The organism is Paenibacillus sp. 01T431, from assembly GCF_056398625.1.
The window spans coordinates 1-25,405 of record NZ_JBFTPT010000038.1; the positions used below are offsets into that span (position 1 = coordinate 1).

23 protein-coding genes and 3 pseudogenes are annotated in these 25,405 nt (G+C 42.6%); 6 read left to right on the forward strand and 20 right to left on the reverse strand.

The window, feature by feature from the left end:
* The 5 genes from AC1DM9_RS33790 to AC1DM9_RS33810 form a co-directional block, all read right to left on the reverse strand.
* The coding region (locus AC1DM9_RS33790) for an Ig-like domain-containing protein (RefSeq protein ID WP_477512921.1) at window positions 1-1,525 on the reverse strand (1,525 nt) is incomplete at its 3' end.
* A 128-nt stretch (window positions 1,526-1,653) separates the two neighbouring features.
* Window positions 1,654-2,793 (reverse strand): response regulator, encoded by a 1,140-nt coding sequence (locus AC1DM9_RS33795; RefSeq protein WP_477512922.1) that lies wholly within the window; start codon window positions 2,791-2,793, stop codon window positions 1,654-1,656.
* The gene (locus AC1DM9_RS33800; RefSeq protein WP_477512923.1) at window positions 2,790-4,586 is read right to left on the reverse strand and encodes a sensor histidine kinase; all 1,797 of its coding nucleotides are present in this window, start codon (window positions 4,584-4,586) and stop codon (window positions 2,790-2,792) included. The genes AC1DM9_RS33795 and AC1DM9_RS33800 overlap by 4 nt, the downstream gene beginning before the upstream one ends.
* 342 nt (window positions 4,587-4,928) lie before the next feature.
* On the reverse strand, window positions 4,929-5,600 hold the full coding sequence (catA, locus tag AC1DM9_RS33805) for a type A chloramphenicol O-acetyltransferase (RefSeq protein WP_477584405.1): 672 nt from the start codon (window positions 5,598-5,600) through the stop codon (window positions 4,929-4,931).
* A gap of 89 nt (window positions 5,601-5,689) precedes the next feature.
* A complete protein-coding gene (locus AC1DM9_RS33810) occupies window positions 5,690-6,328 on the reverse strand; it encodes a hypothetical protein (protein WP_477584407.1) in 639 nt (212 codons plus the stop codon).
* Between the two features lie 335 nt (window positions 6,329-6,663).
* On the opposite strand from AC1DM9_RS33810, the gene AC1DM9_RS33815 reads away from it, so the two are divergent.
* Together AC1DM9_RS33815 and map are read left to right on the forward strand one after the other, a co-directional pair.
* The gene (locus AC1DM9_RS33815) at window positions 6,664-7,248 is read left to right on the forward strand and encodes a TetR/AcrR family transcriptional regulator (RefSeq protein WP_339206055.1); all 585 of its coding nucleotides are present in this window, start codon (window positions 6,664-6,666) and stop codon (window positions 7,246-7,248) included.
* A 7-nt stretch (window positions 7,249-7,255) separates the two neighbouring features.
* Window positions 7,256-8,002, forward strand: coding sequence for a type I methionyl aminopeptidase (map, locus tag AC1DM9_RS33820; protein ID WP_430063759.1), 747 nt, complete (start codon window positions 7,256-7,258; stop codon window positions 8,000-8,002).
* 516 nt (window positions 8,003-8,518) lie between these two features.
* On the opposite strand, the gene AC1DM9_RS33825 is transcribed toward map, so the two are convergent.
* From AC1DM9_RS33825 to AC1DM9_RS33835, 3 genes are all read right to left on the reverse strand, one after another.
* Window positions 8,519-9,286: a hypothetical protein gene (locus tag AC1DM9_RS33825; RefSeq protein WP_477552092.1), complete on the reverse strand. Its 768-nt coding sequence runs from the start codon at window positions 9,284-9,286 to the stop codon at window positions 8,519-8,521.
* Between the two features lie 187 nt (window positions 9,287-9,473).
* The gene (locus AC1DM9_RS33830; RefSeq protein WP_477552091.1) at window positions 9,474-9,833 is read right to left on the reverse strand and encodes a DUF3888 domain-containing protein; all 360 of its coding nucleotides are present in this window, start codon (window positions 9,831-9,833) and stop codon (window positions 9,474-9,476) included.
* A gap of 143 nt (window positions 9,834-9,976) precedes the next feature.
* Window positions 9,977-10,303, reverse strand: coding sequence for a hypothetical protein (locus tag AC1DM9_RS33835; RefSeq protein ID WP_477512929.1), 327 nt, complete (start codon window positions 10,301-10,303; stop codon window positions 9,977-9,979).
* Window positions 10,304-10,557: 254 nt separating this feature from the next.
* Between AC1DM9_RS33835 and AC1DM9_RS33840 the strand changes: the two are divergent.
* Window positions 10,558-10,776, forward strand: a pseudogene (locus tag AC1DM9_RS33840) (transposase); the annotation flags it as partial.
* A 74-nt stretch (window positions 10,777-10,850) separates the two neighbouring features.
* Here the strand turns inward: AC1DM9_RS33840 and AC1DM9_RS33845 are convergent.
* Together AC1DM9_RS33845 and AC1DM9_RS33850 are read right to left on the reverse strand one after the other, a co-directional pair.
* Entirely contained in the window at window positions 10,851-12,953 is a 2,103-nt protein-coding gene (locus AC1DM9_RS33845; RefSeq protein WP_477584409.1) for an S-layer homology domain-containing protein, read from the reverse strand.
* Window positions 12,954-13,048: 95 nt separating this feature from the next.
* Window positions 13,049-14,524 (reverse strand): O-antigen ligase family protein, encoded by a 1,476-nt coding sequence (locus tag AC1DM9_RS33850; protein ID WP_477584411.1) that lies wholly within the window; start codon window positions 14,522-14,524, stop codon window positions 13,049-13,051.
* A gap of 584 nt (window positions 14,525-15,108) precedes the next feature.
* On the opposite strand from AC1DM9_RS33850, the gene AC1DM9_RS33855 reads away from it, so the two are divergent.
* The gene (locus AC1DM9_RS33855) at window positions 15,109-15,258 is read left to right on the forward strand and encodes a hypothetical protein (RefSeq protein WP_477584419.1); all 150 of its coding nucleotides are present in this window, start codon (window positions 15,109-15,111) and stop codon (window positions 15,256-15,258) included.
* Between the two features lie 66 nt (window positions 15,259-15,324).
* Window positions 15,325-15,563: pseudogene (locus AC1DM9_RS33860) on the forward strand (YnfA family protein); the annotation flags it as partial.
* 245 nt (window positions 15,564-15,808) lie between these two features.
* Here AC1DM9_RS33860 and AC1DM9_RS33865 read toward each other — a convergent pair.
* From AC1DM9_RS33865 to AC1DM9_RS33880, 4 genes are all read right to left on the reverse strand, one after another.
* Window positions 15,809-16,714 carry an AraC family transcriptional regulator gene (locus AC1DM9_RS33865; protein WP_477512933.1) on the reverse strand — a complete coding sequence of 302 codons (906 nt, stop codon included), beginning with the start codon at window positions 16,712-16,714 and terminating at the stop codon, window positions 15,809-15,811.
* Window positions 16,715-16,844: 130 nt separating this feature from the next.
* Window positions 16,845-17,243, reverse strand: coding sequence for a phosphotransferase-like protein (locus tag AC1DM9_RS33870; RefSeq protein ID WP_477512936.1), 399 nt, complete (start codon window positions 17,241-17,243; stop codon window positions 16,845-16,847).
* 259 nt (window positions 17,244-17,502) lie between these two features.
* Window positions 17,503-18,027, reverse strand: a complete 525-nt coding sequence (locus tag AC1DM9_RS33875; protein ID WP_441912683.1) for a phosphotransferase-like protein — start codon at window positions 18,025-18,027, stop codon at window positions 17,503-17,505.
* Window positions 18,028-18,498: 471 nt separating this feature from the next.
* Window positions 18,499-18,927, reverse strand: coding sequence for a MarR family winged helix-turn-helix transcriptional regulator (locus tag AC1DM9_RS33880; RefSeq protein ID WP_477584413.1), 429 nt, complete (start codon window positions 18,925-18,927; stop codon window positions 18,499-18,501).
* Window positions 18,928-19,082: 155 nt separating this feature from the next.
* On the opposite strand from AC1DM9_RS33880, the gene AC1DM9_RS33885 reads away from it, so the two are divergent.
* Window positions 19,083-20,393 carry an amidohydrolase family protein gene (locus AC1DM9_RS33885; protein WP_477509131.1) on the forward strand — a complete coding sequence of 437 codons (1,311 nt, stop codon included), beginning with the start codon at window positions 19,083-19,085 and terminating at the stop codon, window positions 20,391-20,393.
* Here the strand turns inward: AC1DM9_RS33885 and AC1DM9_RS33890 are convergent.
* From AC1DM9_RS33890 to AC1DM9_RS33915, 6 genes and pseudogenes are all read right to left on the reverse strand, one after another.
* Window positions 20,385-20,534 (reverse strand): hypothetical protein, encoded by a 150-nt coding sequence (locus AC1DM9_RS33890; protein ID WP_477509132.1) that lies wholly within the window; start codon window positions 20,532-20,534, stop codon window positions 20,385-20,387. The two genes, AC1DM9_RS33885 and AC1DM9_RS33890, sit on opposite strands and share 9 nt — an antisense overlap.
* 381 nt (window positions 20,535-20,915) lie before the next feature.
* The gene (locus tag AC1DM9_RS33895) at window positions 20,916-21,302 is read right to left on the reverse strand and encodes a TolB family protein (protein WP_477584415.1); all 387 of its coding nucleotides are present in this window, start codon (window positions 21,300-21,302) and stop codon (window positions 20,916-20,918) included.
* Window positions 21,287-21,709 carry a TolB family protein gene (locus AC1DM9_RS33900; RefSeq protein ID WP_477552129.1) on the reverse strand — a complete coding sequence of 141 codons (423 nt, stop codon included), beginning with the start codon at window positions 21,707-21,709 and terminating at the stop codon, window positions 21,287-21,289. Before AC1DM9_RS33900 ends, AC1DM9_RS33895 begins: the two co-directional genes overlap by 16 nt.
* A 133-nt stretch (window positions 21,710-21,842) precedes the next feature.
* Complete coding sequence (locus AC1DM9_RS33905) at window positions 21,843-23,054, reverse strand: MFS transporter (protein ID WP_477509135.1); 1,212 nt, start codon at window positions 23,052-23,054, stop codon at window positions 21,843-21,845.
* 22 nt (window positions 23,055-23,076) lie between these two features.
* A complete protein-coding gene (locus tag AC1DM9_RS33910; protein ID WP_477584417.1) occupies window positions 23,077-23,526 on the reverse strand; it encodes a MarR family winged helix-turn-helix transcriptional regulator in 450 nt (149 codons plus the stop codon).
* Between the two features lie 358 nt (window positions 23,527-23,884).
* Window positions 23,885-25,127, reverse strand: a pseudogene (locus AC1DM9_RS33915) (IS91 family transposase).
* Window positions 25,128-25,405: the final 278 nt, after the last annotated feature.

Sequence of the window (25,405 nt, forward strand, 5' to 3'; positions counted from 1 at the left end):
TTACGGAAATCACTTGAACAGGGATGGCAGGCTCATTAATTTCAATCGTTTTGGTTCCAAATACGGCACTGCCGTCAGCAGCCGTTGCTTTAACGGTAACTGTACCTGCTGAAACACCCGTCAATACTCCGCTTTTGCTGATTGTTGCTGTGCCTGTTCCGTTTTCAACAGACCACTCGATTGATTTGTCCGTTGCATTTGCAGGAGCAACGGTCGCGTCAACCGTTAACGTCTGACCAACCAGCACGCTGGAATCACCTGTTAACGTAATCGAGGATACAGGGACTTGGGCGGCTGTTATCGTAACAATAGTACTGCCAACAACTTCACTTTCATCGGTAGCTGTTGCTTGAACCGTTACTGTACCTGGATTGCCTGCAGTAAGCTCACCCGTTTCTTCGTCAATAACAGCTGTACCCGTCCCATCAATAACAGACCAAGCAACCTCTCGGTATGTTGCATCGCTTGGGGCTACAACAGCATACATTTGAAGTGTCTTGCCTGATTCGATTGTAGAAACCTCATCTTCCGCTGTTACAGATATTTTTTGAACAGGTATGACAGGTCCATGGATTTTAATCGTTGTTGTTCCATAAACGGTGTTGCCGTCAATAGCCGTAGCTTTAACGGTAACCGTACCTGCCGAAATACCCGCCAATACACCGCTAGTGCTGATTGTCGCTGAGCCTGTTCCGTTCTCAACTGACCATTTCACCTTTTTGTAAGAGGCGTCTACTGGCAATATATCCGCGTGCATAGCCAAAGTATCGCCAATAAGTAAGGAAGAAGCATCCCCTGCGCTGCCTACATTGATTGCTGCCACAGGTGTAGATTTTTTGTGAAAAGGATCATTCGTTATGAATTGAGAACCTGAATATAAAGAAAGAGGTGCATTATAAATTTCACTAATGCCCGATTTAATTTGGAAAGTGACCAATCCGTTAACGGTGTACCACGAGTAACCCTCGTCTACCGTATTCGTCCTCGTATAAAAATTACCATTATTCTGGTCGCTTGGGTCTATGTTATAGAAGGTTAAAGCTGTATCTGCGGAATATGCAAAAATTTCCGTGCGATCATCCACAGGCTTGCCATCGGTATCATAAACAGCAAAGGTTACGCTTATATACTCGGGTTGACTCTGAACAACTACTGGTGAATTATTTAACTTGACATAGCCTACGGGAAGCTTGGGTTTACTTGCCGAAATACCACTAACAGTAACATAACCTCCTCCGCCATAACTCATGTTTGGAACCCAGCTCACCACACCGTCGCTTACGTATCCACCTACAATGGATTGCGTGCTATTCGTAGCAACAGTAACGTCGTTTTGGTTCGGCAATAGGTTGGGTGCCTGAACGACATCGCCATTCGAATATCTGATGTATGCATACTCTGCCTCACTTAACCTTTCCGAGTTAAAATTAATGGTGACTTGGCTTGTTTTGATCACACATCCGCTTAACAGACTCAGAATTAAAACCGAAACTAAAAATAAATTGCGTATTGAAAATCGTTTCATGTTAACTTATCTCCTCATCTCTATAGTTAGATCCATTATATCCAAGCCCAATGACGGCAAAATGACAAACTTCGACAAAAGCAAAAAAAGCCCCTATTATTTTAGGAGCCTTTCATATCTACTCATTCTTATTTATCCAGCTCGGACAGCAGACTGAAATATAAATCAGCAACCTCGCGGGAGGGTTTTATACCGATCTCTCTATGCAGCGTGTCTTCGTATTGCCTATATTGCCGGGTCAACGCTTCCTTGTTCTCTTGCAAAGCCAAAGCTTTCATAAGCAGCAAAAAGGATTGTTCGTCTAGTTCATTGCGCGACACGAGCTTCATTAACAACCTAATAGCAGCATTCGTCTCGCTCTTATTTAACAAAGCCATGCATAATCGCTGGGTAAAGGAGGTGTACAGCAACGAAAGACGCTCAATCTCGTTCCAAGCCCATGCAAAAGTGTGATCCCCAAATAAGTCCCCTGCGTACAACTGCTCTAGTGCAATCGCCTCTTCCAGATTCGTCTCATCCACGACTGACATTTTTCTACAGCCTTCTTCAAAGCTTACAAGGTCTACACTCACCTCACTCAGACTAAGGGCGTAGTGGTTGCTGTCAGAATGCAAATTCTCTCTCAGGCCAAATGGATCTAATACCTTCCGCAGCTGATAGACGGTCGTATTCAAGTAAACCTCAGCATTCTTTTGTGGCATGTCGCCAAACAGCTCTTCGATCAGTCTTGCTCTGGATATCAGCCTTCCTTTATGCATAAGCAAATAGCCAAACAGTTCCGCGCTTTTGCTTGATTTCCATTTCGCCCTTATACCCTGCGTGCTTTGAATATCTATAACACCTAAGCAGTTAAACCTCGTCTCATTTAAAGGCGCCGCCCACTCCCCTTGTCGCAAGTGCTCTTTACGCAACTCAGCAAACGCTCTTTGCAGCGTTTTTTTAAGTCTTTCCAGCACAACCGGCTTTACGATGTAGTCGAAGGCATAAACATCAAAGGCAGGCAAAGCATATTCTTTGTGGGAGGTCAGGAACACGATCTTTATCTCTCTTCCGACCTCTCTTAATCGTTCGGCAAGCTCGAGCCCAGTTTCCCTCGGCATGCTTATATCCAGAAACACCAAGTCTACATCATGATTCATCAGGTAAGAAAATGCTGTTTCTGTCTCCGTGAAGCTGCCTGTAATTTCCACTTCCACAGATGTCTTTGCAAGCATCCGTTTCATAATTAAATGCATCGCCTTCTCGTCATCAATAAGGATAACCTTCAACCTGCGCTCGCCTCCAAGCTGCTTCGTCTGAATGCATGTGCAGATGGCGTAGGAACGGAGAAGTAGAAGGTACTTCCTTGCTCAGAACTATCGAACCAAATGTCTCCACCATTTAAACGAACAAATTCCCTGCATAACGTAAGTCCCAAACCGACGCCCCGTTCTCCTGCTGTTCCTGTTGATGACACCGGATAACCTTCTAGTAGCAGTGAGCTGGCCTGTTGTGGCGATATGCCGTCTCCAGAATCACTTACAGAAATAATTAGTTTATCGGCTTGATGTTCTGCTTTTAACCGGATCGTGCCGCCGATGTTGGTAAATTTAACGGCATTGGACAATAAATTTCGGACGATCAAATCCAGCATTTCTTTGTCGGCTAGCACAAACGTATCCTTCGGTATTTCCGATATCAATTGGATTTTTTTACTCTCGCAGCGAACCGCCAATAACCGGATGCAGACCTGTACGGTATGGTTTATGTCTCTCTCCACTGGGTTAAATACCATGCCTTCGCGTTGGCTTCGGAACCATTCCAGCAAGCTCTCTACCAGTGCAAAAGTATTTTCAATTTGCTGTCCCATTTCATGGACGATTTCCTCATGCTCTCCGCCGTAGCCTTGCAACTCGTCCTCCATGAGCTCCATCAAATTGATGAGCACCGCCAGCGGATCACGAATATCATGAGCGACTACGTTAAACATTCGATCCTTGAACATGTTTAGCTCGCTTAGCTGACGGGCATTATCAAGCAGCCGCTCCTCTGAACGCACCATTTCCGTAACATCGCTTAACAAAAACATTTTGCCGGCAGGCTTCTGGTTCTTATCACTAATCAAGGACATATGCACATTATAATAGGGTTCATCCGCTTGACCCGAAATTTGAACCTTGCTGTTCAAAGAAGGCCCTTGCATGATTTTCTCCAACAGCAATGGATATTGCAAAAAGACTTGCGTTGCCGGCAACCCGATCCACTTATTATTTATCCCTTTAATAACCTGCTTGCTGGATTGGTTAAAGCTAGTTAGCGTATTTTCCAAATCAAAAATAATTACCGCATCCTGCATGGATGCGAACACCTTTTGCAGCGCTAAGGGCGCTAGTCTAAGCATGTTAAATTGATAAATCCCCCACATGTAGAAGATTCCTGAGAAAATAAAACCAAATGGGGAGATATCAATTGGCATATAAATGACATTGCTTAAATAAATAAGCGTAAATCCAAAAGGCCCCCATGATCCAATGATCATAAAAGCGATTTGTTTCTTCATGCGAGATGTCGCTTTTAGAAACATTTCAACCATTAATCCCATGCCTACTACAAAGAAGGAATACGAATAGTAGACATGCAGCTTGTATAAAGGTCCTTTCTCCGTCGTTACCAGCGGAAAGCCCTCTGAGTAATTCAAAGTCATGCTTTTATAAAATAAATGATGCCAATCGTTCGTATAATGAGCTACAAAGGTAATGGAAGGAACAATCATCAGCAGCGCTACTACCCATTTTCGAACGAGCGCTTGCCTTCCCGTATATTGCAGCACCATTATAATCCATAGAATAGTGCCGAATGGGATGCCTAGATATTCAATTCGAAGCCAGAAGCGTATATGCTCTAAATCGGTGCTAACAATTTCAAAAGCATATCCGAAAGTGTACAATGAACCCGTCAACATGCCTAGCCCATAACTAATTGCAATAGGCAGCTCTCTTCTTTTCCAAGAGAGATAACACAGCATTAGCGAGCAGCAGGTAGCCGCCATCAGCAATGCTGATAAATATAAATTGTAGCTCATAGATGTTAGCCCCCGTGCTTTATGTACTCTCTCGTTATGTTTCTCTTATGTTAGCAGATGAAGTTGTAAAAACATATATTGCCGCAGCAAAAAATTACATAAAACACTATTTTTTATTATTAAAAATTCGAACCCTAAAAAGCCCATTAGGTAAATTTTACCTAATGGGCTTTTAGCTCGCTGTAGTCGGTTACGATTACCCCAACGATTTTAATGCGCCGCTCCAAAAACAAGAGCTTCACAACCGCACAACTGACCGGAAAGGCTACCGGCACTGGATACCTCTTATACAGAATATTTCCACCACCACTTGCAAGTAAAAAAATAAGCTATAGTTACCCATTAGCTGAATGCGGTATAGTTTGGCAACCATTCCGTACAAGCATCTGCACGTAATTGCAGCTCATTATACAGTATCCCGGCATGGTAACCGTCACAAACGGCATGGTGGAATTGTCCTGATAATGGCAACAGTATTTTTTCGTCAAACTGAAAATATTTCCCCATTGTAAAGATGGGTAGTAAATAGGTTCCCTCATTATAGATGTTCAGGTTAAATCCAGTGAAACTGACCCAAGGAATGCTGGAAATAGGGAAAGTGCCCGGTGGTTCGTTTGTTTTAGCGGCAAATTGTTTAACACTTCCATACTTTTTCATATCATCAAGATAACGACTGTAGAAATCATTAAAATCTTCACTGTACAAAGTCCATATGCTTGAAAAAGTCTTATCACCATCATGGAAAATTGTAAAACTAGGAGATAAACGATCCCAATAACCTAAAGTCCCATCTGCATGAAAACATGTGCGAAATTCATCGTGGCGGTTTACCACCGTAGTTATCATGTGGATTAGTGCTGGATACAGCTTAATCTCCCGACTCTTAAGTTCTTTCAGCAGCCGGGAAATGTCGATATTTGCCGTCATGCTAAAAGTGCATCTGACATTGTTTAAATAATGCTCAAAATAGGGTTTTCTACTCCAGTTATCAATGACAATCGGATTGAATTTCATTTATTATAACCTCCTAAAATGATTACTTTTTTCGTTTTAGGAGGTTTGATCCACTGCTTTAACCATATCCTCATCACAATCCCAACAAATTATTTTTCTACTGCCAGTTTTGAGAGAACCCGATCCATTTCATCAAAATGTTCTTTGTCGCTTGAAGCATAAATCAAATCAAAACTATCGTTATTTTTCAACACTGTTATTATGCTGTCATTGTCATTCCCATAAAATTCGATGCCAATCCAATGCCGAAAGGAAATACCTTTATTATTAAAATGTTCACGAATAAAATCCAAGTCGGTTTGTTCAATAGAATAGAACGATTCACAGCCGTATTCAAGAGCGAATACGCTTTGCAAATAGGCCATAGCATGAAAAAAATCGGTCAATGTTTCAAAATCCTTTTCCCATACCTTTTCATCGTAACTCATATAAACAGGGGGATTGGACTTGAATAAATCGTTCTTATGGATTCCCCAAACACAGACACGTTGATTCTCGCAATAAAAAATTAAATATTCGCTATGTTTGAAGTATTGAAGTTGCTCGGGTTTGATCAAATGATCTTGCGTATGATTCAGCCGCTCGTCTTTACCGAGTTCCAAATAATAATCAATTAACACCTGAGGCAATTCACCAAAATTATTGTTAATCGTTTGTATCTCGCCATGACTAAACCCATTTCGTTTCGTAATATGAAACAGCTTTTTAATCATTGCAAAATCAGTCATCCGCATCACACCTTATCCTTGTACAATACTCCATATATCCTCTTATCTGCATTTCTTCGTACAATTCTTTAGTGAAATATTTTATTCTTTCCTCTTAATCTCATTTCGCTGACTCACTAAGTATACGGCTTGTAAATCTCTTTTGTTGCACTAACGTTCCCATTAGTTTAATAAAAGACTTGCCGTTAACATGACTAAAAAATCAAAAAACCGAATTTTTTTAACTGTAAGTATATGGACGTTATGAATATAAAAATGTTGCGAATAAGTGCCCATTGCGTTACTATGTTTATATCGACAAATTTGCAGGTCTATACAAGGAGGTTCACACACCCATGTGCCCCCGCACCAAAGAACAAAACGAGCTCATCCGCATGCAGCGCAAGGAACAAATCCTGGACGCCGCCGCGCGCACCTACTTCCACACGGGTGGCAGCTTTGATATTCGCGACGTCGCCCGCGAAGCCGAGCTCGGTTACGGCACGGTATACCATTATTACCCCAACCGGCATTTATTAATAGAAGATGTGTTGGGCAGCGGCTTCGAGCGATGCGAGCAAGCCCTGACAGAATGGGCAAACACCTGTGTCGACAGCCCGGATAATAGGCAGCTGTTGACTTATTGCAAGGCACTGCTCCGGCTGTGGCAGTCGGACGCCCGCGCATATCTTGTCTACAAAATGGCGGCGGAACATTATACAGGTTTGCCCGCGAAGGATCAGCACCCCACAAAGAGACGATTCATGGAACGGCTGTATGTTCCGCTCCAATCGATCGCCCAGCGTGAAGACGACAGCGTCGACCATATGCTTGCCGTGCTGGTCGGCTGCTGTGGACTGCACTACTATGCGGGCACTTCCGAGCTGGACGTCGATCGAATCGCCAAGCTAGCGATGCAAGCTATTACGAAGGAGTCCTGATACGAACATGGTCATATTAAAAAGCAAACATGAAATCGAGGCCATCCGCAAGGCATGCCAAGTGGTGGCCGAATGCCATCGCACGATCGCCTCGCTCATCAAACCGGGAATCACAACAAACGAGATTGAGCGCATCTTCGAGGACATTATCTTGAAGCATGGCGCCAAGCCCTACACAAAGGGCTACAAGGGCTATCAATATGCGACCTGTGCATCCGTCAACGACGTGATCGCGCATGGCTTCCCTAGCGATAAGCCTCTTGAGGAGGGCGATATCGTGACGATCGACACGGTCGCAGAGCTCGACGGCTGGCTCGGCGATTCGGCCTGGAGCTATGCAGTCGGGAACATCTCGCCGACGGCCGAGAAGCTGATGCGTGTCACGAAGGAATGCCTTGACATCGGCATCTCGCAGGCGCAGCCCGGCAATCGGCTCGGCGACGTGACGAGCGCCATCCAGCGGCATGCCGAATCGAACGGCTTCGGCGTCGTGCGCGACCTTCTCGCGCATGGCATCGGCCGGGATCTGCACGAGGAGCCGAACTATATGCATGTCGGCAAGCCCGGCAAAGGCCTCCGCATCAAGGAAGGCATGGTGTTCACGATCGAGCCAATGATCACCGAAGGCACCTACCACATGACAATCGATTCGGACAACTGGACCGCACGGACGCTGGACCGCAAGCTCGCCGCCCAATACGAGCATACGATCGCCATCACGGCTGAAGGTCCACAAATCCTGACCGCACAATAGAATAATTAGAGGTCGACCACGCGATGGTCGACCTTTTTTTACGTATTCGGCATAGCATCTTTCTACATCCGATTCAAGCCGAAGCAGGATCGTGATGAGACTGCTAGCCTCGGAACAATCACATGCCAGTACGATGAATTCATCTCCGGCGAACCACACGACAAAATCGAAAACGCCAACTGAACCGGACTATAACCGGGCCAGATGACGCAGTACAAGGTCTCCCACTTGATGGCCTTTGGTTCGTTAATCGAGCATTTCTGTCCTTTATTGCAACTGTGGTCCCTAGTCCCATTGTGTTATTCTACCGGTTAGTTTAATAAAAGACGTGCTCTTAACATAACTAAAAAATCAAAAAACCCGACCTCACGAGGTCGGGTTTCTTCATGGTATTGGTGGAGGCGAGGGGGATCGCCCCCCTTTATATACAGAATTTTTTCTCAGTGCATTCTCATGTTAGAAATATAGTACTGCTGCATAGCTCACTGAACTAATGTACCTGTTAGTTTAATCACTTCATTTCATGGATTCCGCAATTTTAATTAAATCGTTAACTGTAAATTTTTTCTTTAAATATTTCTTATTACCGATTGCCACAGTGTAGTGCATTCCTTCTTTTTGAAATCTTATTTCATAACCTAAGTCGAACTTTGTTCTATATAGAATTTTTGTTCCATCTTTCAGTGTATGAAATTGGCCGTTTGTCCCTTTGTACCTCTCCAACCCCCAAGTTACAGGTTTGATTTGAATCTGAAGGAAACCCTTTATAGACTCGTTTCGATATAATAGTACCAACCGCTCATGTTCATACTCAATATGTCCATCAAAATGGGTAATTTCAAACGGATATTCTGTTGGTACAAGCACTTTTCTTTGATACAAATTATGATAATCTTTGAGAAGCCTCACTTCGTCCATTAATGGGTTTGCACCATCAAACAGAGTTCTTATTTTTGTGATTTTATTATCTTCGACCGTTAGTTCCCAAATTAGTGCGAGTCGTTCACCACCCAACACTTCATCCCAAAAATGCCCCAAAAAGACCTTTATATTTTCAGTCGGAGATGTGACCAATTGATAACTCTTTATTAGGGAATTTTCACTAATCTCTGGTATTGTGACTCCTTTCGCAAGGTACTTTTGAGCTAGAGCATTTTCCTTTCTTACAATAGCTTGTACAAATTTTACTGAAGCATCTGAATCGTCATAAGCCATTACTAATGGTAGCGAGGAAAATATTCCAGCAAACACCACTAGAAAAATTAGCAATTTTTTCATATTCATACACAATCACCTCTCTGGTTAACATTTCCATGCTGGAGATTTTTATGTAGGAATCTGGGCTACTCAAGACAAATTTCCGCAAGCCTATCCTTTAACTTAATAAAATGAGCAGGCAACCTCAGTGCCTGCTCATCAATGTGTGGTATTCAAGTATCGTTTCCCGTTAGCTTAAACCCGACAGGTACATTTACCCTTTTATTTCGGTAACAGTGACCCTCCCTGAACTTAGATCAAAGGTCAGAGTAACAGGACCCTCAGGTGGATTATGTGGACCTGTATAAGTATCATACTTAACTTTCACATTAAAATGAAATTGTGATCCATCAGATCGCTTTATCTCTAAAATTTCCGCATTCCATAACCCATAATTACGATTTGGATATTTATTATTAATCGCTTTTCCCGCATAAGGGTCTAATAAAACTAAAAAGGCATCATAAATTTCATTATGCTTAACTTCAACACTGGCTCCCATGGTTTTTGCTACTACCTGATTTGGTATTAAAAGTATCAAAACGATAATAGTGGCGGTTAATATTTGTTTCATTTTTTAGCCCTCCCTTTATCTAAAGGTAGGCTTTCCATTTGAAAACAAATTATAAGTTAGCTGAACTAATCTGCCCGTTATCTTAATAAGATGAGCAGGCCAACTCAGCACCTGCTCATCAATACGTTATTCAACTATCGTTCTCAGTTAGCGTAATCCTTTTTCGATGTGAAACCTTTTAGCTTCAAGTATTTATCCATAGAGAAGTCGTAATTAATCCATTTTTCTTGGTAACCTTTCCGTCCATGTTTCTTTAACAATAATTCAAGTGTTTGAACTACTGCCCTTGTAAATTCCAGAATAGAACCAGTTTCATCAAGTTCAATAACTTGCTTTTTCTTGTTACGTAAATCTACAAAAGACATAATTTGTACACGTAGGGAATCATCATTAATCTTACTTAATGTCCAAACGGTTCCACCAGGCTCCTCGTTCCATTCAAATTGAGTCTCTGAAACCCCTGAAGTCACTTATGTGTTTGACCGTGGCTACATCGACTATGCCGCATTCGATCGCTATTGCAAGAGTGGTATCTATTTCGTGATCTTCATGATAAATCCATCGTCGCCTATGTATTAGGGGGTTCTAATAACAATCCACTTGTATTCCAAACGTTGAAACTGGCCCTGCAAGCAGCCCAAGAAGCATCCCCCATGCTTCTAGCGTCCGAGGCTACCAATAAACCTCCTTGGCCTTTAAGGAGCACTTGGATGACAACAAAATAACCCAGAGTATGTCCCGTGTTGGGCGATGCATTGATAACGGTCCAATGGAATCTTTCTGGGGGACACTAAAATGCGAGAAGTATTATTTAAACACATACCACACTTTTGAGGAACTTTAGAGGGACATCGAGGCTTACATTCACTTTTACAACAACGAACGATTACAAGCAAAACTAAACGGCCTCAGTCCAATGGAAAACAGGACTAAGGCCGCCTAATTATTTATATTTGTACTGTCTACTTGACGGGGTGCAGTTCAGTATCAAGCATTTCTACTTCGTTTGACGTTTTGTTAATTCACAAACAAGTTATAAATCGCTTTAGCACTCTCAGCACGAGTCAGTTGCGCTTGAGGTACAAATTCATTCTCGGTACGTCCTCGAATGATTCCAGCTTCTTGAGCCGCATCAATGGAAGGCAGCGCCCATTTTGAAGCCTCGCTACGATCAATAAATGTGGAATTAGCTGCCTCACCTAGCTTTGTATTAGTTCTCAATTCATAAGCACGCACTAACAACACAGCCATCTCTTCTCTCGTTATTTTCACATTGGGAGAAAAATTGCTTGGCGAAACACCTTGGCTAAGTCCTGCTTGACTGGCTGCTGCTACTGATTCAGCATACCATGCACTAGCACTCACATCTTTAAAAGCTGCTGGTCCACTAGCTTTAAGACCAAGTGCTCTTACAAGCATAGATGCAAACTCAGCGCGTGTAACATTTGCTTGCGGCGCATAATTATTACCGTCTACACCTTCAATAATATGTTTGGCAGACATCACCTTAATAATGTCCGATGCCCAATAATCATCGGCCACATCTTCGTAAGATTTCGAATATTCAAGAACGGCATATTGGCTGAAATGAGTGAGATCCGCTTGAATTTCTGCCCCGTTCACTTTGCCGCCAACATATTCCAGATTACCATCAACAGAAATATAATAAACGCCTAACAATTGTTTATTTGCATTTTCATTGATTTTAAAATTCACTTTAATGGGATTGTCAAACGTACTCATCGGTGTTTTCTTTCCGTCTTTGGTGATAACCGACAGGGAGAAGTCAAATACATCTCCTGCTCTGGTAAGGCTTGCTGATGTCTGATCTTTTGCTTTATTCAGTAAAACGGAAGCTGAAGCTTCTGCCACAATACTAATATCAAATTCAATTTGAGCCCCTTCAAGCTGGTCTGCCGGAAGCAGCTGTTGAAGCTTATCAAGAACCTTTGCTGGAATCTCTACAGAAATGTTATCACTGGTTAGACGAAGCTTATTTTCTCCAAGTACCTCTGCTGCTTTAATTGGAAGCAAAACCTGAGGTTTGTCTTTAGACACGGTAATAGCAACAATACCGTCCTTGCTCCCCTTCAAACTATCCACATCCACTACTTGTTTTCCTTGGTTCGGATCAGGTATCACGCCGCCAATTCCATCTGAAGGAGGGGAAGGTGGGGATACAATGGCTGAGGCAAAGGTAATATTGTTGAATTTAGCAATGTTTTTTCGGTTTATATAATGGTGGACCTCACCAGTCTCACTACTCGTATAACTTACATGCTCCCCATAAGCTATGCTTGCATAGTATTCTCTCCCAGCACTCGCAATCTGAATTTCATCTCCAGCACTTAAACTAGAAAGCTTTAACTCGTATGTTTTACCTTTAACAAGTGGTTCAGCAAACTGAAGTCCGAACATATTGTTTAATACAGGTAAGCCGTCATAATAATAATAGTTGTTAAAAGGATATAGCGCTTCAGCATAAACGCTTTGATTGACGCTAATGTCAGTCAATGAAAAATCATTTGCCGTTGTATTCAAAGGATTATAACTTATCCTATTGCTATCCATTCTGCTATTTGGAAGTGAAATAACAATAGAATCATATCCCGATTCTTCTGGAGTAAAAGTGAACAACTTATCGTTACTCACCAAAAACGTATTCTCCTTCTTTCCAGAAAAGCCTTCTTCCCCTTTCATCCGATAAGTATCTAAATCTACAGGCTTATCCGTATATACATAGTAGTTATACTCATTTCTACTTGCATTAAAAACCGTACCGTCAATCCCTTCTGTAATTCTAAGTTCTTTGGTCGTATCCGAGCCAACATATTTGCTGAAATGTACCCACTCGTAAGGGATATTATTATCATCGTACAATGTATTAGAGAATTCTGATACTTTTCCGTCCATAGATTCGACAGCACCCGATTCATCGATTCTCTCTACTTTGATATTATCAGGGTCTGCAGTGTATATCCCCCCAGATAACTCCCCTGTACGTTCATCGTAATGAAAAACCATGTAAGCCGCTGCATAAGAAAGTACCGGTGCCAGCATAGATAATAGTATTAAAGAAACCAAAGACAAACTAACCTTTTTACGGAATGAACTGTTCACTTAACCGCCCCTAAAATAGAATTTTTTAACATAACCTATTAATTTTATCAAAAAATATTGTCGAAATCTAGGCTGTTATGAAATGTTTATCTATCTTACTGTAAATCTTTAAATAAATCTGTATATAGTTCTTTTGGAGGAACCATCTGTATCGCCCTCATAAGCTCTGATTCTGCCTTTTCATAATAACGAGTATCACCAGTCTCATTGCCCATTCGTATGTATAGCTTTGCCTTTTCGTATATGATTGTGTTTGACCACGGGACAGCTCTTCCCGCCTGCTCAAGCAGTTTTTCCGCATGATTCCAATCCCTTTGCTTAATTGCTTCCATGCCTTTTTCCTTCAGCTGATAACCAACACCTATCCACGTAAAAAAAGACAAGAGTATAATCACTGTTGGGACAGCAACTATGTATTTTATTTTAATCCATTTTATTTCAATTGTTTGCTGAGGTATCAGTAAAATCAAACCTATTAACAACATATTGAGATAAGGATAAGTTAAGTCAAAATCGAACCCCGCATGCAGCAGCATTATCGTAACCATTATGACAATTCCCTTTTGCAAAGGCTTGTCGATTATCTCACTCGTTTTCAATTGAACAAGAGCATTCTTGTAAAAGAATACAATGAACGCTAAAAAAGCTAGACCACCAGGTAGCCCAACATCTAGAAAAACCTGAATATAATGGTTATGTATAAATTTTACATAATATCTTTGTGACTGATAGGCTTGCTGCAGCAATGCCCACCCTCCTCCGCCTGTTCCCCCAAAAGCATAATCCATAAACATTCGAATGCTGTCTTTCCAATAAACGAATCGAATTTGAAACTCCGATGTTTTCGCTTGTATACTTGAAACACGATTGAGAAAAAACCAAATATCCTGTTTTACTAGCATTGCAATCATTAATCCTAGAAGATGTGCTGACGAGAGACTTATCAGTATCTTTTTCTTTCGAGTGACAGGAATAACAATAAGCATCATGATTACCGAGACGAGCCATAATACCCATACTGATCGAGAGAATGTCATTAACAGTCCAACGACATTGATTGTCATAAGGAATACATGCTGTTTTGACTTCTTCATTGCAATCGCCAAAATGCTAATAAGTATACATACTAAAAGTAAAATTGCCAATGCATTGGCATATTGAAGTAATGATTCCAATCTGCCTTCACGCTGCAAATGGAAGACGAGGCCAACGAGTACCAAAAAGCTCCCAACCCAAGGTAATCGATAAAGAAGCTTTACAAACTGCTCTTGAGATATGAGTGATAACATGAAAGATAGCGGTACTACACTCGAAATTCTGGATGCTTCTATTATGGCTGCCTCAGTATCAACGGCGTATAGAACTGAAACCCAATAACATAAAGCTATACTAATAATCAAAAAATGCGCCTTTGTCATTATAAGCGGAGTCTTATTAAACAACACAAAAAGGAAAGCAACGTAACCACACGCGTTCATAATTAAGAAATTTGATTCAAAAATAAATCCAGTGAAAATGGTGCCGCTAACAAAGAAAATTAATACTATAATATAAGAAAAATTTCCAATCATTCCTTAACGCTCCGTATCATTAGTTATTTATCCTTCTAAATTCTATCATTTATTTGGATTTCCTGTTCGTGTTTTAGTAAACTAACCACCACTTGTTTTAGAGAACTAATGTGGAATACAAATATACATAAAAATCTGATCTAGCAAACGGGAGGAATTGAATGTGGGGAACAGCTCATTCTTATCAATGAAATTAGATGTATTGCAATAGAAGTATGATCAAAGGTATATGAACCTCCTGGATTAGCAATCGAAACTGGCGGTAAAAGGGGGGGATATAGTATTGGAGTTGTGCGTTCTTTAGATGTCTTTGGAAGAATTGTATTTCCTAAAGAAATGCGAATCCGATTTGGTATACATGAAAGTGATATGCTTGTGTTCTATATTGATAAACACAATTTATTTCTTTTGACAAGCTCCCAATTCTTACTTAGCTGATCGAACGGAAGAATTGGATTATTGCCAGCGCCGGAACGAATAAACGGTCAACGCCGCTATGCCGCTTTGCCGAAAAGCTAATTGGGCGAATCACATTCATTAAAATTGCGCAGCAAACCAGCTTTACGATTCAAGAAATCATAGTTCTGCTCGAAGGTTTCGAAACGCTTCCACCATCAGAGCGATGGGAGGAAATGGCGCGAGAAAAACGTGAGGAGTTGGAAGAGAAAAAGAAACAAATTAACCCCATGATCCAAATTTTAGATGATGGATTGAACTGTAAATGCCTAACCTGATCAGAGTGTTTTGATAAAATAAAAACCACCGGTACTTGTTCATAGTGTAAGGAGAAATCTAATTTGTTGTTAACTATCTCAATTTTCATCGTTGCAGGACTTGCCGAAATTGGTGGAGGTTATCTTGTTTGGTTATGGCTACGCGAATCCAAGCCAATATGGTATGGAATTGTAGGGGGATCATCCCAACGGTACAGAGCTTCCCATCATTTGGACGAGTCTATCCAGCATACGAAGGAGTATTCGTTATACTTGCTGTGTTGTGGGGATGGCTGGTCGATAAAAAAACACCCGATATGTACGATTGGATCGGAGCCGCTGTTTGTGTTGTAGGTGTCTCCATTATGCTTTGGGCACCTAGAAGTTAATACGTTATTCTGCCCGTTAGCTTAACAAAGAAAGGGAGCAGCTGCCACGTAGCACACTGCTCCTTATTTGTTCAACTATAGTTCTCCGTTAGTTTAATGAACCATGCTGAAATGATCCTTGTGCGATCTTCGAGTTAAAAACATGCAGTGACCGGTCATGTCGGCAGCCGCGTTTTTCCATTCTATCCCTCGACCCTATACCATAGTTCACAATATTCGTAGCCATCTACGCTTGTACCATACATCTCGAAGTTGCCGCCATCTAAAATCGTAAATGTTGATGTTTGCAGCCATTCCGAAAATATCCGATTCTTCAAAGACCGCAAATCATACTTGCCGCTGCCATTCCCATCATGTAAAGTTGAAAATACTGCCCACGTGGATGGTGGAACATCAACAACTGTATATCCATTCACCTTGCTATCGACCGCTTTGTAACACCCAATCAGATAAGGGAACGTCGTATTGTTTGTGAATTTATAGGAATCGAATGAAAAGACAGCTCCAAGTTCCTTGCTGAAATTGCCTTCGTCTCTCCAATCCCCGCTAACCGACTGGGATAAACGATCCAACTCACCATTACTGCTGATGGTTTGCCAAACATCGGGGATCGATATGCCCTCCTCATTCGCAATAGTGTCGTAATGGTAGATATCCTCCAGCCCATAAACTTGAAAAGCATCCCGTTTTTCAATCCGATAATTCATTCCAACAACTCCCTTTAATATGATTTGAAAGGAGATGCGAGGAAAGGCTCTTAATTCACTTTCAGCATTTCGCGCTAATGTAGGCGTCATTCCATGTAGATTTTGAAATGCTCGTGAGAATGATTCAGGTGTTTCATATCTGTACTTCAAGGCAATATCCGTCACAGTGTTTTTTCTGTTCTTTAAATCAAATGCAGCAAGCGTCAGCCTTCTACGCCTGATATATTCGGACAATGGGACTTCAAGTACAAATGAAAACATGCGTTGAAATTGGTAAACTGAACATAAGGCGATTTTAGCGATTTGGTCGTAATCAATATCTTGTTCTAAGTTGTCTTCGATATAGCTGACAGCTCGATTCATTCGCTCTAGCCATTCCACGGCAATCCCTCCTTTCGTAAGAAGCATATCATCCGGTAGTTTATGTCGCCTGACTTTCCGTGCAAGATAATATCAGGTGGTAATCATCCGTATACAGAAGTCCTGTTTCCTAAATTGATTCCAGTCTTTATTAGTTTGAAGCGTCAAGTAATATTTTCCCACTCAATTTTTCCCTGTCTCCTCTAAGTTGTTCTCTTCTAGCAAGTTCTTCCTTTGAACATTTAACTACTACGAATATGACAGGGTGATCCGATAATAATTCAATACAAGTATTGAACCATTTGTCATTACCTATAACAGAATCTAGAACTACGTTGTTTCCCATCGCTGAAAATAGTTTTATTGTCGAGTAGTATAATGAAATCAACGGATATGTAAGAATTTGATTTACTAATTGTCCATCCTCTGCACCATTTGTTTCAATACTCGGATAGGTACTGTTAATGTAATCTTTATAACTATGAAATAGCCCATTAATAAAATTATCAATTGATATATGTTGAAATGGGATATATTTTGAGATAATAATTCATTAGATATAATGTCTTTCCAGAACTTGAAGTTCCATTAAGAAGAACTATAATCCCTGGCTTCAATTGAATCCGCCTTTCATAATTTTATTTTTGCGTATCTTTCAGCTAACAGTGTATTTACGAACTTAACGAAAATTATCAATTTTGAAGTATTCGCGAAGTTATTGAACAATCCTGCCCGTTAGTGTAATGAAGCATCCAATCATTGTGGTCGGCTGCTTTCGTTTTTTTATAAAACAAACGTTCCCCGATAGCTTAAACCTCGGACCTATCAAATAAATACTTTATAATTGAATCTGCACATTCTTCTGAGGAATTTATGTGTGTATTGACAGTACAATTGTATTGTATATCTTTGGCCATAATATTATTTTGCCACTCAGATTGGTCTTCAGTTCTATCTCCACGTTCAATATTTCTTTGGCGACAAATGTCTAAAGGACAAAAAACTTCGACAATATAGAAAGGATACCCCGCAAATATATCCTTAACTTTTTCATAATGCGGTTTTAATTCGGGTCTTTCAACCAAAATTCCGTCTATTAGTACATTCTTACCATGGTCAGAAAATAGTTTAGCAGTATGATACATCATAATAATTGCATCACTTAAATATTTCCAATAATCTTCACGGAGATAGTTATCGCCTATTGTATTTTCAAAAAGGTCATTTGCAACAACATAAAAAAATTCATCTGATTTTAACTGTATAGCATCTACTATAGATGTTTTTCCAGCACTAGTTACACCATTTAGAAATACGATTTTCCCTTTTTTCATCTTAATATGCCTCTCTTATTCATGATCATCAAAAAAGAATACTATGGTGACGGTGATTTCCTGATTAGTATAACATTTGCACCAAAACGTGGTGATGTAAAGAACTGTTATAATTAATCCTGCCCGTTATTTTAATAAAAGACATGCTCTTAACATGAATAAAAAATCAAAAAACCCGACCTCACGAGGTCGGGTTTCTTCATGGTATTGGTGGAGGCGAGGGGGGCGATACCTCTTATATACAGAATATTTCTCCGTCATATGCAAGTACAAAAATAAGCTATAGTTTCCCGTTAGCTTAAAGCTTATTTGTACACTCCTGATCTTTTAGTTTAGATCTTGTTATCTAAGGAATATTATTTGATGCACCATATGGATTGTTCATTTCTTGCTGTTTTAAATGCTCCCCAACTGGGACAAGCGTATTTTAATTTGTAAATRTCTCCATAGCCTCATGGGGAATCCTCTTCTTTATATGCGCTCATTGATTTTGATCAACAATTTCTTTAAGACTTGCTTCTCCTCGTTAGTAAGGGCTTGAACGATTTCATCCTCCACCTTTTGGAATGATTCATTAAAGCCCTCAATTAACTCAATCGCTTTTGGCAATACATATATATTTTTTTGCCGTTCATTATTGGCCGGGATTTTGCGCTCAATGAACCCTTTTTGCTCTAGACCTTGAAGCATGCTTGTAATACTGGCCCCACGCACATGAAACCGATCTGCAAGGTCCTTTTGAATAATATGATTATCTTGGTTCTCGTAAATATAGTAGATTACTTTTCCTTGTTGAGCGTTTAACCCTAGTTCCTTTATACTCTCGTCCGCTCTTTTCTTTAATTTAAGACCGATAATCTGAAACAAATCCAAATAAGGCGTATCCTTTCGGGATTGCATGATCGTCCCTCCTGAAATTGTTAGAAAGCTAATTGTAAGCAACTAAACTATACAGTGATCCTATACGAATGTCAAAAAACTTAGTTTATTGACAGTTAGATTTCTAACAGTTATACTTCGAATTGTTAGAAACAAACACATTGGAGGAATTTCAAATGGAGAAGATAAATCAAAATGCTGCGTTAGAACAAGTTACTGCGATTACAAATGTACGTATTTTTGATGGAGAACAAATTATTGCGTCAAGACATGTTGTCATCAAAGGGGAGTCCATTATTGCAGTGGGCGGAGACCTTCCGGCCGATGCAACGATTATCGATGGGGAAAATGCGACTTTAATGCCCGGTCTGATTGATGCACATGTCCACACCTCAATCGGCGGATTACGAGATGCCTTAAAATTCGGCGTTACGACAGAACTCGAAATGAACGGCGATTTTACGAGAAGAGGACGCGAGATCCAGTTAAAAAATGTGGATGACGTTGCAGACGTCCGTTCTGCCGGCACAGCAATCACCGCTCCGGGCGGACACCCAGATGAATTGCTGCCGGATGGGGATGAAATACCGGAATTCGTATTAAGGGAGCTAGAAAAGTTATCGGAGGAAGACCGGGAAGCGATGTTGGCCGCATACGCTCATGATCACGATGAAATACCGCAAGTGACAACGGTGGAAGAAGCGATTAAACATGTGCATACTCAAGTGGAGAATGGTGCCGACTATATTAAGATCATGATTGAAGAAGGGACGGTCATGGGTGCACCCGGCCTGCCTGTTTTAAGCGACGAGATTCTAAAAACAGCCGTGACAGAAGCCCACAAGTTCGATAAGCTGGTCATCGCCCACGTCTTGACGGCTCTTTCATCGCAAGCAGCCATCGATTTTGGAGTCGACGGTTTGGGCCACTTGTTTATCGACAGACCCGAGTACACGTCCGAGTTGGTGAAATCCATAGCGGATTCAGGCGCTTTTGTTACACCGTGCTTGGTGTTGAACTCATCGATTGTTGGGAAACCGGCATCGGAATTGGCGAATGATCCGCGTGTTCATTCCAAATTAAGTTCGGATTGGATCGGTATTTTGAACTCAAGCTTCAATACGTTCCCGCAAGGCAATATGGAGAACAGCTTTAAGAATGTGATGGATCTTCACCGTGCCGGAGTTGATATTCTGGTAGGGACGGATGTTGCACCGGTTCCCGTTCCGAACCTTGGCGGCCTTGCTCACGGAGCAAGCGTCCACCATGAAATGCAGCTGCTGGTGAAGGCCGGGTTCACTCCAATTGAAGCTCTTCAATCGGCTACTTCCAAACCGGCCCGTTGCTTTGGTCTTCACGATCGCGGCCGTATTACCGAAGGTGCGCGCGCTGACCTTATTCTCGTAAACGGTGATCCGACAACCAATATCTCGGATACCTTGTCGATCACATCCGTGTGGTTCAATGGTTCGCAGCAACTAGGTTAATCGGGTTCGATCTCCCTGTACAATGTCGTCAATGCGAATGATGAGCGAACCGGAGATGATGATACCGTTGCTGATCGTAAAATCGACAAAAAGAGGGACTGCAGATCCAAATCCTCCTGTCAGGAACGACAGCCAGATCAACGTTCCTCCAGATACAATAAAACCCGTTTTATTCCCATTGGATTATCAATATAGTCATTGTTTAAATTTTACTACATTTTGAAACTATCCTGCCCGTTAGTTGAATAAAGGGTTACCAGTCGGCAGCCCTTTCATTATTGAACTATAGTGCTGTGGCTGCTGGCCAAAAAAATCGGCTATGATTAAATGTTCTTGTCCTAATACGGCTGCGGATATATGTTCTTGTCTTTCGCTTTGGACAAGAACATATATCCGCAAAATAAGAAAAACGCCTGATGGCGTCCTTGATGGCTAGTTCCAAAAAAACGGCCTCGCCGAAAATCCGGGGGGGATCGTCTTTGGGTCCGTTTATTGTATGGCATCAGTCCTTGAAGCGATAACTTACAAAAGCCAGCTGGCTGCTGTCCGGCGACCATTATTTACAATCAGGGTTCCTTGACCGCCGAATAACCGGACAAGCGTTTTTGTTTCACCGCCGCCGCTTGGCATCAACCTGATTTCCACGTCTTTATTTGCCGGATGGTCGTCCGGCGCGACATCTTCTTTGCGGTAAGCAATAAACGCAACGGTTTCGCCCGATGGTGAAACATGCGGGAACCAGATATTGCTTTCATCGAAGGTCATTTGAGTCTGCTGGCTGCGGTCCTGTTCCATTCTCCATATTTGCATCAGGCCGGACCGCACGGAATTAAACCATATGTAGCTGCCGTCCGGAGAATATTCCGGTCCGTCATCCAGTCCCGGAAGATCGGTTAACTGCTTTTCCACACCGCCAGTCCGCGAGAAGGTATAGATATCATACTGTCCATTGCGTTCGGCCAGTAGGAAAGGGGTGTTCCTCCCGGGGACCAGCCGTGCAAATAACTGGGGGCAAGTGCTGTTAGATGAACAGGATCTCCCCCTTCCAGCGGAAATACATAGATACGGGACTGGCCGTCCTCCTGCGTATGATGACTCACTGCAAGATGGGAATTATCAGGTGAAAGAACATGATCGTTGTTGCACTGTGTGGCATAACCCGACTCGATGACAGCGCTCGTACGAGTAGCGATATCAAAGGCAAATATTCTTCCTAAACTGTTATAAATGAGCGTCTTGCCATCGCGGGTCCAGTTGGGCGCTTCAATCAGATCGTCGATATGGGGATAATACCATGCGCTCCCCAGTCTGAACATTCACGGTCTCCAGCATGCTGATGACATGGCGTCCGATTATTTTCTGCGGCTGCTTTAGCGTATTCATGAATTGTCCCCTTTTCTTTCCCTGGTAAATCACCTATTATATGCGATTTACCGTCCCTGCAGGAAGTTATGTTGTTTGCCCGGCGCTTTGCTTGAATTTGTATCTGACCGCTGATAACAGCCGAACGACTATATAAAGTATCAGAAACAGGACCATGAATCCGGCCGAGATCCGGTACATGAAAGCATAATCGGACATGGATGAAACGGCACCCAAAATCAAAGCTCCGACCGCTATACCCAGATCAGTCGTATTATAGAACATGCTGTTGGCCATGCCGTACTGCTGCGGCGTGCCGGAACGAAGCATCCATGCCTGCAGCGTGGGCTGAATGGACCCAAAGCCGAGTCCATATAACAGGGCGGACAAAATCAGCATCGACATCGTTGTTGTGTAGGATAGAACCATTAGCGCAGACACAACGCTGATCGCGGCAGGGATGAGAACAGCAGCATGTCCGAAACGATCGAATATTTTGCCTGAAACGGGCCGGATAATGATCACTGCAATCGCATTGAACAAAAAGAACAGGCCGACCTGCTCCAAATGAACAGATTCCCCGAACAAGGCGATAAAGCTGAGCAGACCGCCATAGGTCACAGCCAAAATAACATTAAGCAGTCCGGGGATTAATAATTTGGCATGGAATAATTGCTTGGAAGCGGAGCCTGCTGCTGGCGCTGTTTTCTTGCTGGTATCAGGCGGAATCGCCCGCGATAGCAGCAGAATGGGAAAAATAAGCAGGATGGTCGCCGTGCCAAGCATGGCAAGTGTCGTGAAACCTGCATGCTTCATCACGCTTAATCCGATAATCGGTCCAACAGACATAGCCAGACTGGTTGAAAGGCCGAAATAACCGATGCCTTCCCCCATCCTTTTGCCTGGAATAATTTGAGATACCAGCGTTGGAATAATCGTACTCGCCATTCCGAACCCGATCCCGAAACCAACCCGCATGACAAGCAGCATACCGACTGAACCCGCGGCAACAGACATTACGGTGAACAGACATGCGGCAGCAAGTCCCGCATACAAAATCACATTGCGACGCACTTTACGCATAAGTTGGGCGGTTAATAACCGTGTAATAATTGTTGAACCGGCAAACACGCTAATGATTAGACTTACGGTCATATCGTCAGCCTGAAAAGCGGATTTCACATAGGCCGGGAAAGCCGCAAGCAGCATCTGCAAATTCAAAAACAACAGCAGGGTGCTAAGGGTCAGAATCAGAAACGGTTTGGTCCAAAGCCTGGAACTGCTTTCTTGGGACTGCATATTTTTATGCTCCTTCCGGACATTATGATAATTGGCTCACATGATGATTAATCCGCAGAAGAAGCTTCATGATCATTTCATGCTCTTCAACCGTCATGCATTGTTTGATTTCCTGGTTTACCTGCATTTCAACCGGGAGGGTCTCCATGATCAGCGAAGCGCCTTTCTCTGTGCTGTGTACTTGAAAGGAACGTCTGTCGTTCTCCGCCATCTTGCGGCAGATCAGCCCCTTTTCTTCCAAATGGTCGAGAATCCGGGTCGTCGTCGGCTTATCCTTACCCGCCAACTCGGCAATTTCCTTCTGGATCAACCCCTCTGTCTGATCGACCTGGAACAGCACCGACCACTGCTCCGTTGTAATCTCATAATCCTTAAGGCGGGCCTGAAGAACATTCGTCATCTTGCGGTACGTGATGCCCATCAAAGCACCAAGCGATCGTTCAAGCACATTTTCATTTGCCGTCATAACCATCCTCCTTCTTAATTAGTTGTTTTAACAACTATATATAGAACAACTATTTTTGTCAACAGAAGAAGAACAGGCTAACGCCCTCCTTATCGGTGACAGGACGAAGCTTTCACCTTTCCGATAATTAAGAAAAACCGTCAGGATAGATCTCCCTGACGGTCCATTAGGTTCTGCGCACATCGGAAATGTTGTACTCATACCCGTGAATTCCTTTGTAATACTCCGGGTACATCTCTCCTCCACAATCCTCGCATGAGAATTTAGGGGGCACAAGGGGATCCCCTCCGTCCATACGGTCAAAGTCCCGTACCATCTGAAGGGGAATGCGTTCTTCTCCGTTGCAGTTGAGGCATATGTGTACTTAACCTGCCCGTTTGTGAGTGGGTTCTTTTTTTTCGTTTTGGCTGGTTTGCGCTTCTTGGACACTGGTGAGATAACGAATCATCCTTTCTAGACAAACGTGGGTTATCCGGCAACGGGCATACTTCACCCGCAATTTCCCCACCTGTAGACAGACCTCCCCCTTGTATTCATAGTCACATTCACATTTTAGACAGACTAGTGGGTCCTTCCCTGTCGTGTGCCCGACCCGTTCACGCCAGGTTCTGCGTCGGAGGATACGCCGGATTCTCACTACCCATTTCCGGCTCACCTTCTGCCAGGCACTCATCAACTTCTTGCTCACGCCCTTTGTTCGCCGTGAGTAGACCCCATAGTAGCGAATCGTCTTGAAATGCTCATCCGGAATGTGCCGAATCAATCGCGTGATGAACGCTTCCACCGTCAAGGCTCGGTCTTTTCCTCGCCGCTGGTTTTATCATGGTAGCTGAACACCACGTATTCTCCGTCATATTCCTTGATCCGTTTCCTTGCTATGGCTGGGCGCCGGATGTATCGGCCTATGTATCGCAGCTGCTCACGAATGGACCCCCGCTGTTTCGGGGCATACACATAGAAGCCTTCACCATTTTCCGTATACGCTTTTTGCAATCTTGCTTGAACCTGCCTCTTTTCCGCTCCGGAAAGATGACTGCGAATTAGTTTTTACACGACGACCTGCCACTGCTTGCGCAGCATCTCAAACGGTATGAAGTCGTAGGTTTTCCACTCTCCATTTTTTTCATCCCCCCCCATCGTCACGAGCATATGGACATGGGGATTAAAGTTCATCCTCGAACCAAATGTATGTAAGCCCACGATGACGCCAGGCGTCACCTTGAGCTTTTTTTGAAAATAATCTTGTACCACGCGCACCGCTTCATCCATGTAGGCTTTGAGCAAATGGCGGTGCACCAAAAAGACATCCCACAGCCCCTCGTCTATCGTAAATACAACGTGACGATGGTGGACCTGCAGCACATCATCCAGCAGCAGCCTGCTCCATTCCTCGGTTTCCCCACAAGAGCAGGTGGTGCAAAACCGACCTTTGCACCGACATCCTTCGCACACCATGAGCATGAAGCCGTTCCGCGGATCTCCACATTTCCGGAACTTCTCCACTTCTTTCAGCACGCATGGCCGTATCCGGTTACGATCTTTTCTACAAATTGTTCCCAATGACGGTTCTCATCGAAAAATATCCGCTTTAAGATATTCGCTTCCATACCATCATTTTAACTCATCCTCCGTTTGCCTGAAAAAATATAAATTCTTTCTTTAATGTTGAAAAAGCCGCGCAGCGCGCAGCTCTCTATGCATATATGTTCTTGTTCCCCGACATTCATTGAACTAATGTTACCCGTCCCTCGGTTTTAAGGGTTTATCTCACATATACTCACTCATTCGCAGGATTTCATCACCTTGGATTAGGTCGATTTTAAGAAACAGCACAGGTGATACCGGTTGAGGTGGTGGGCTGGGCATGCGGAAATAGAGGAACTAT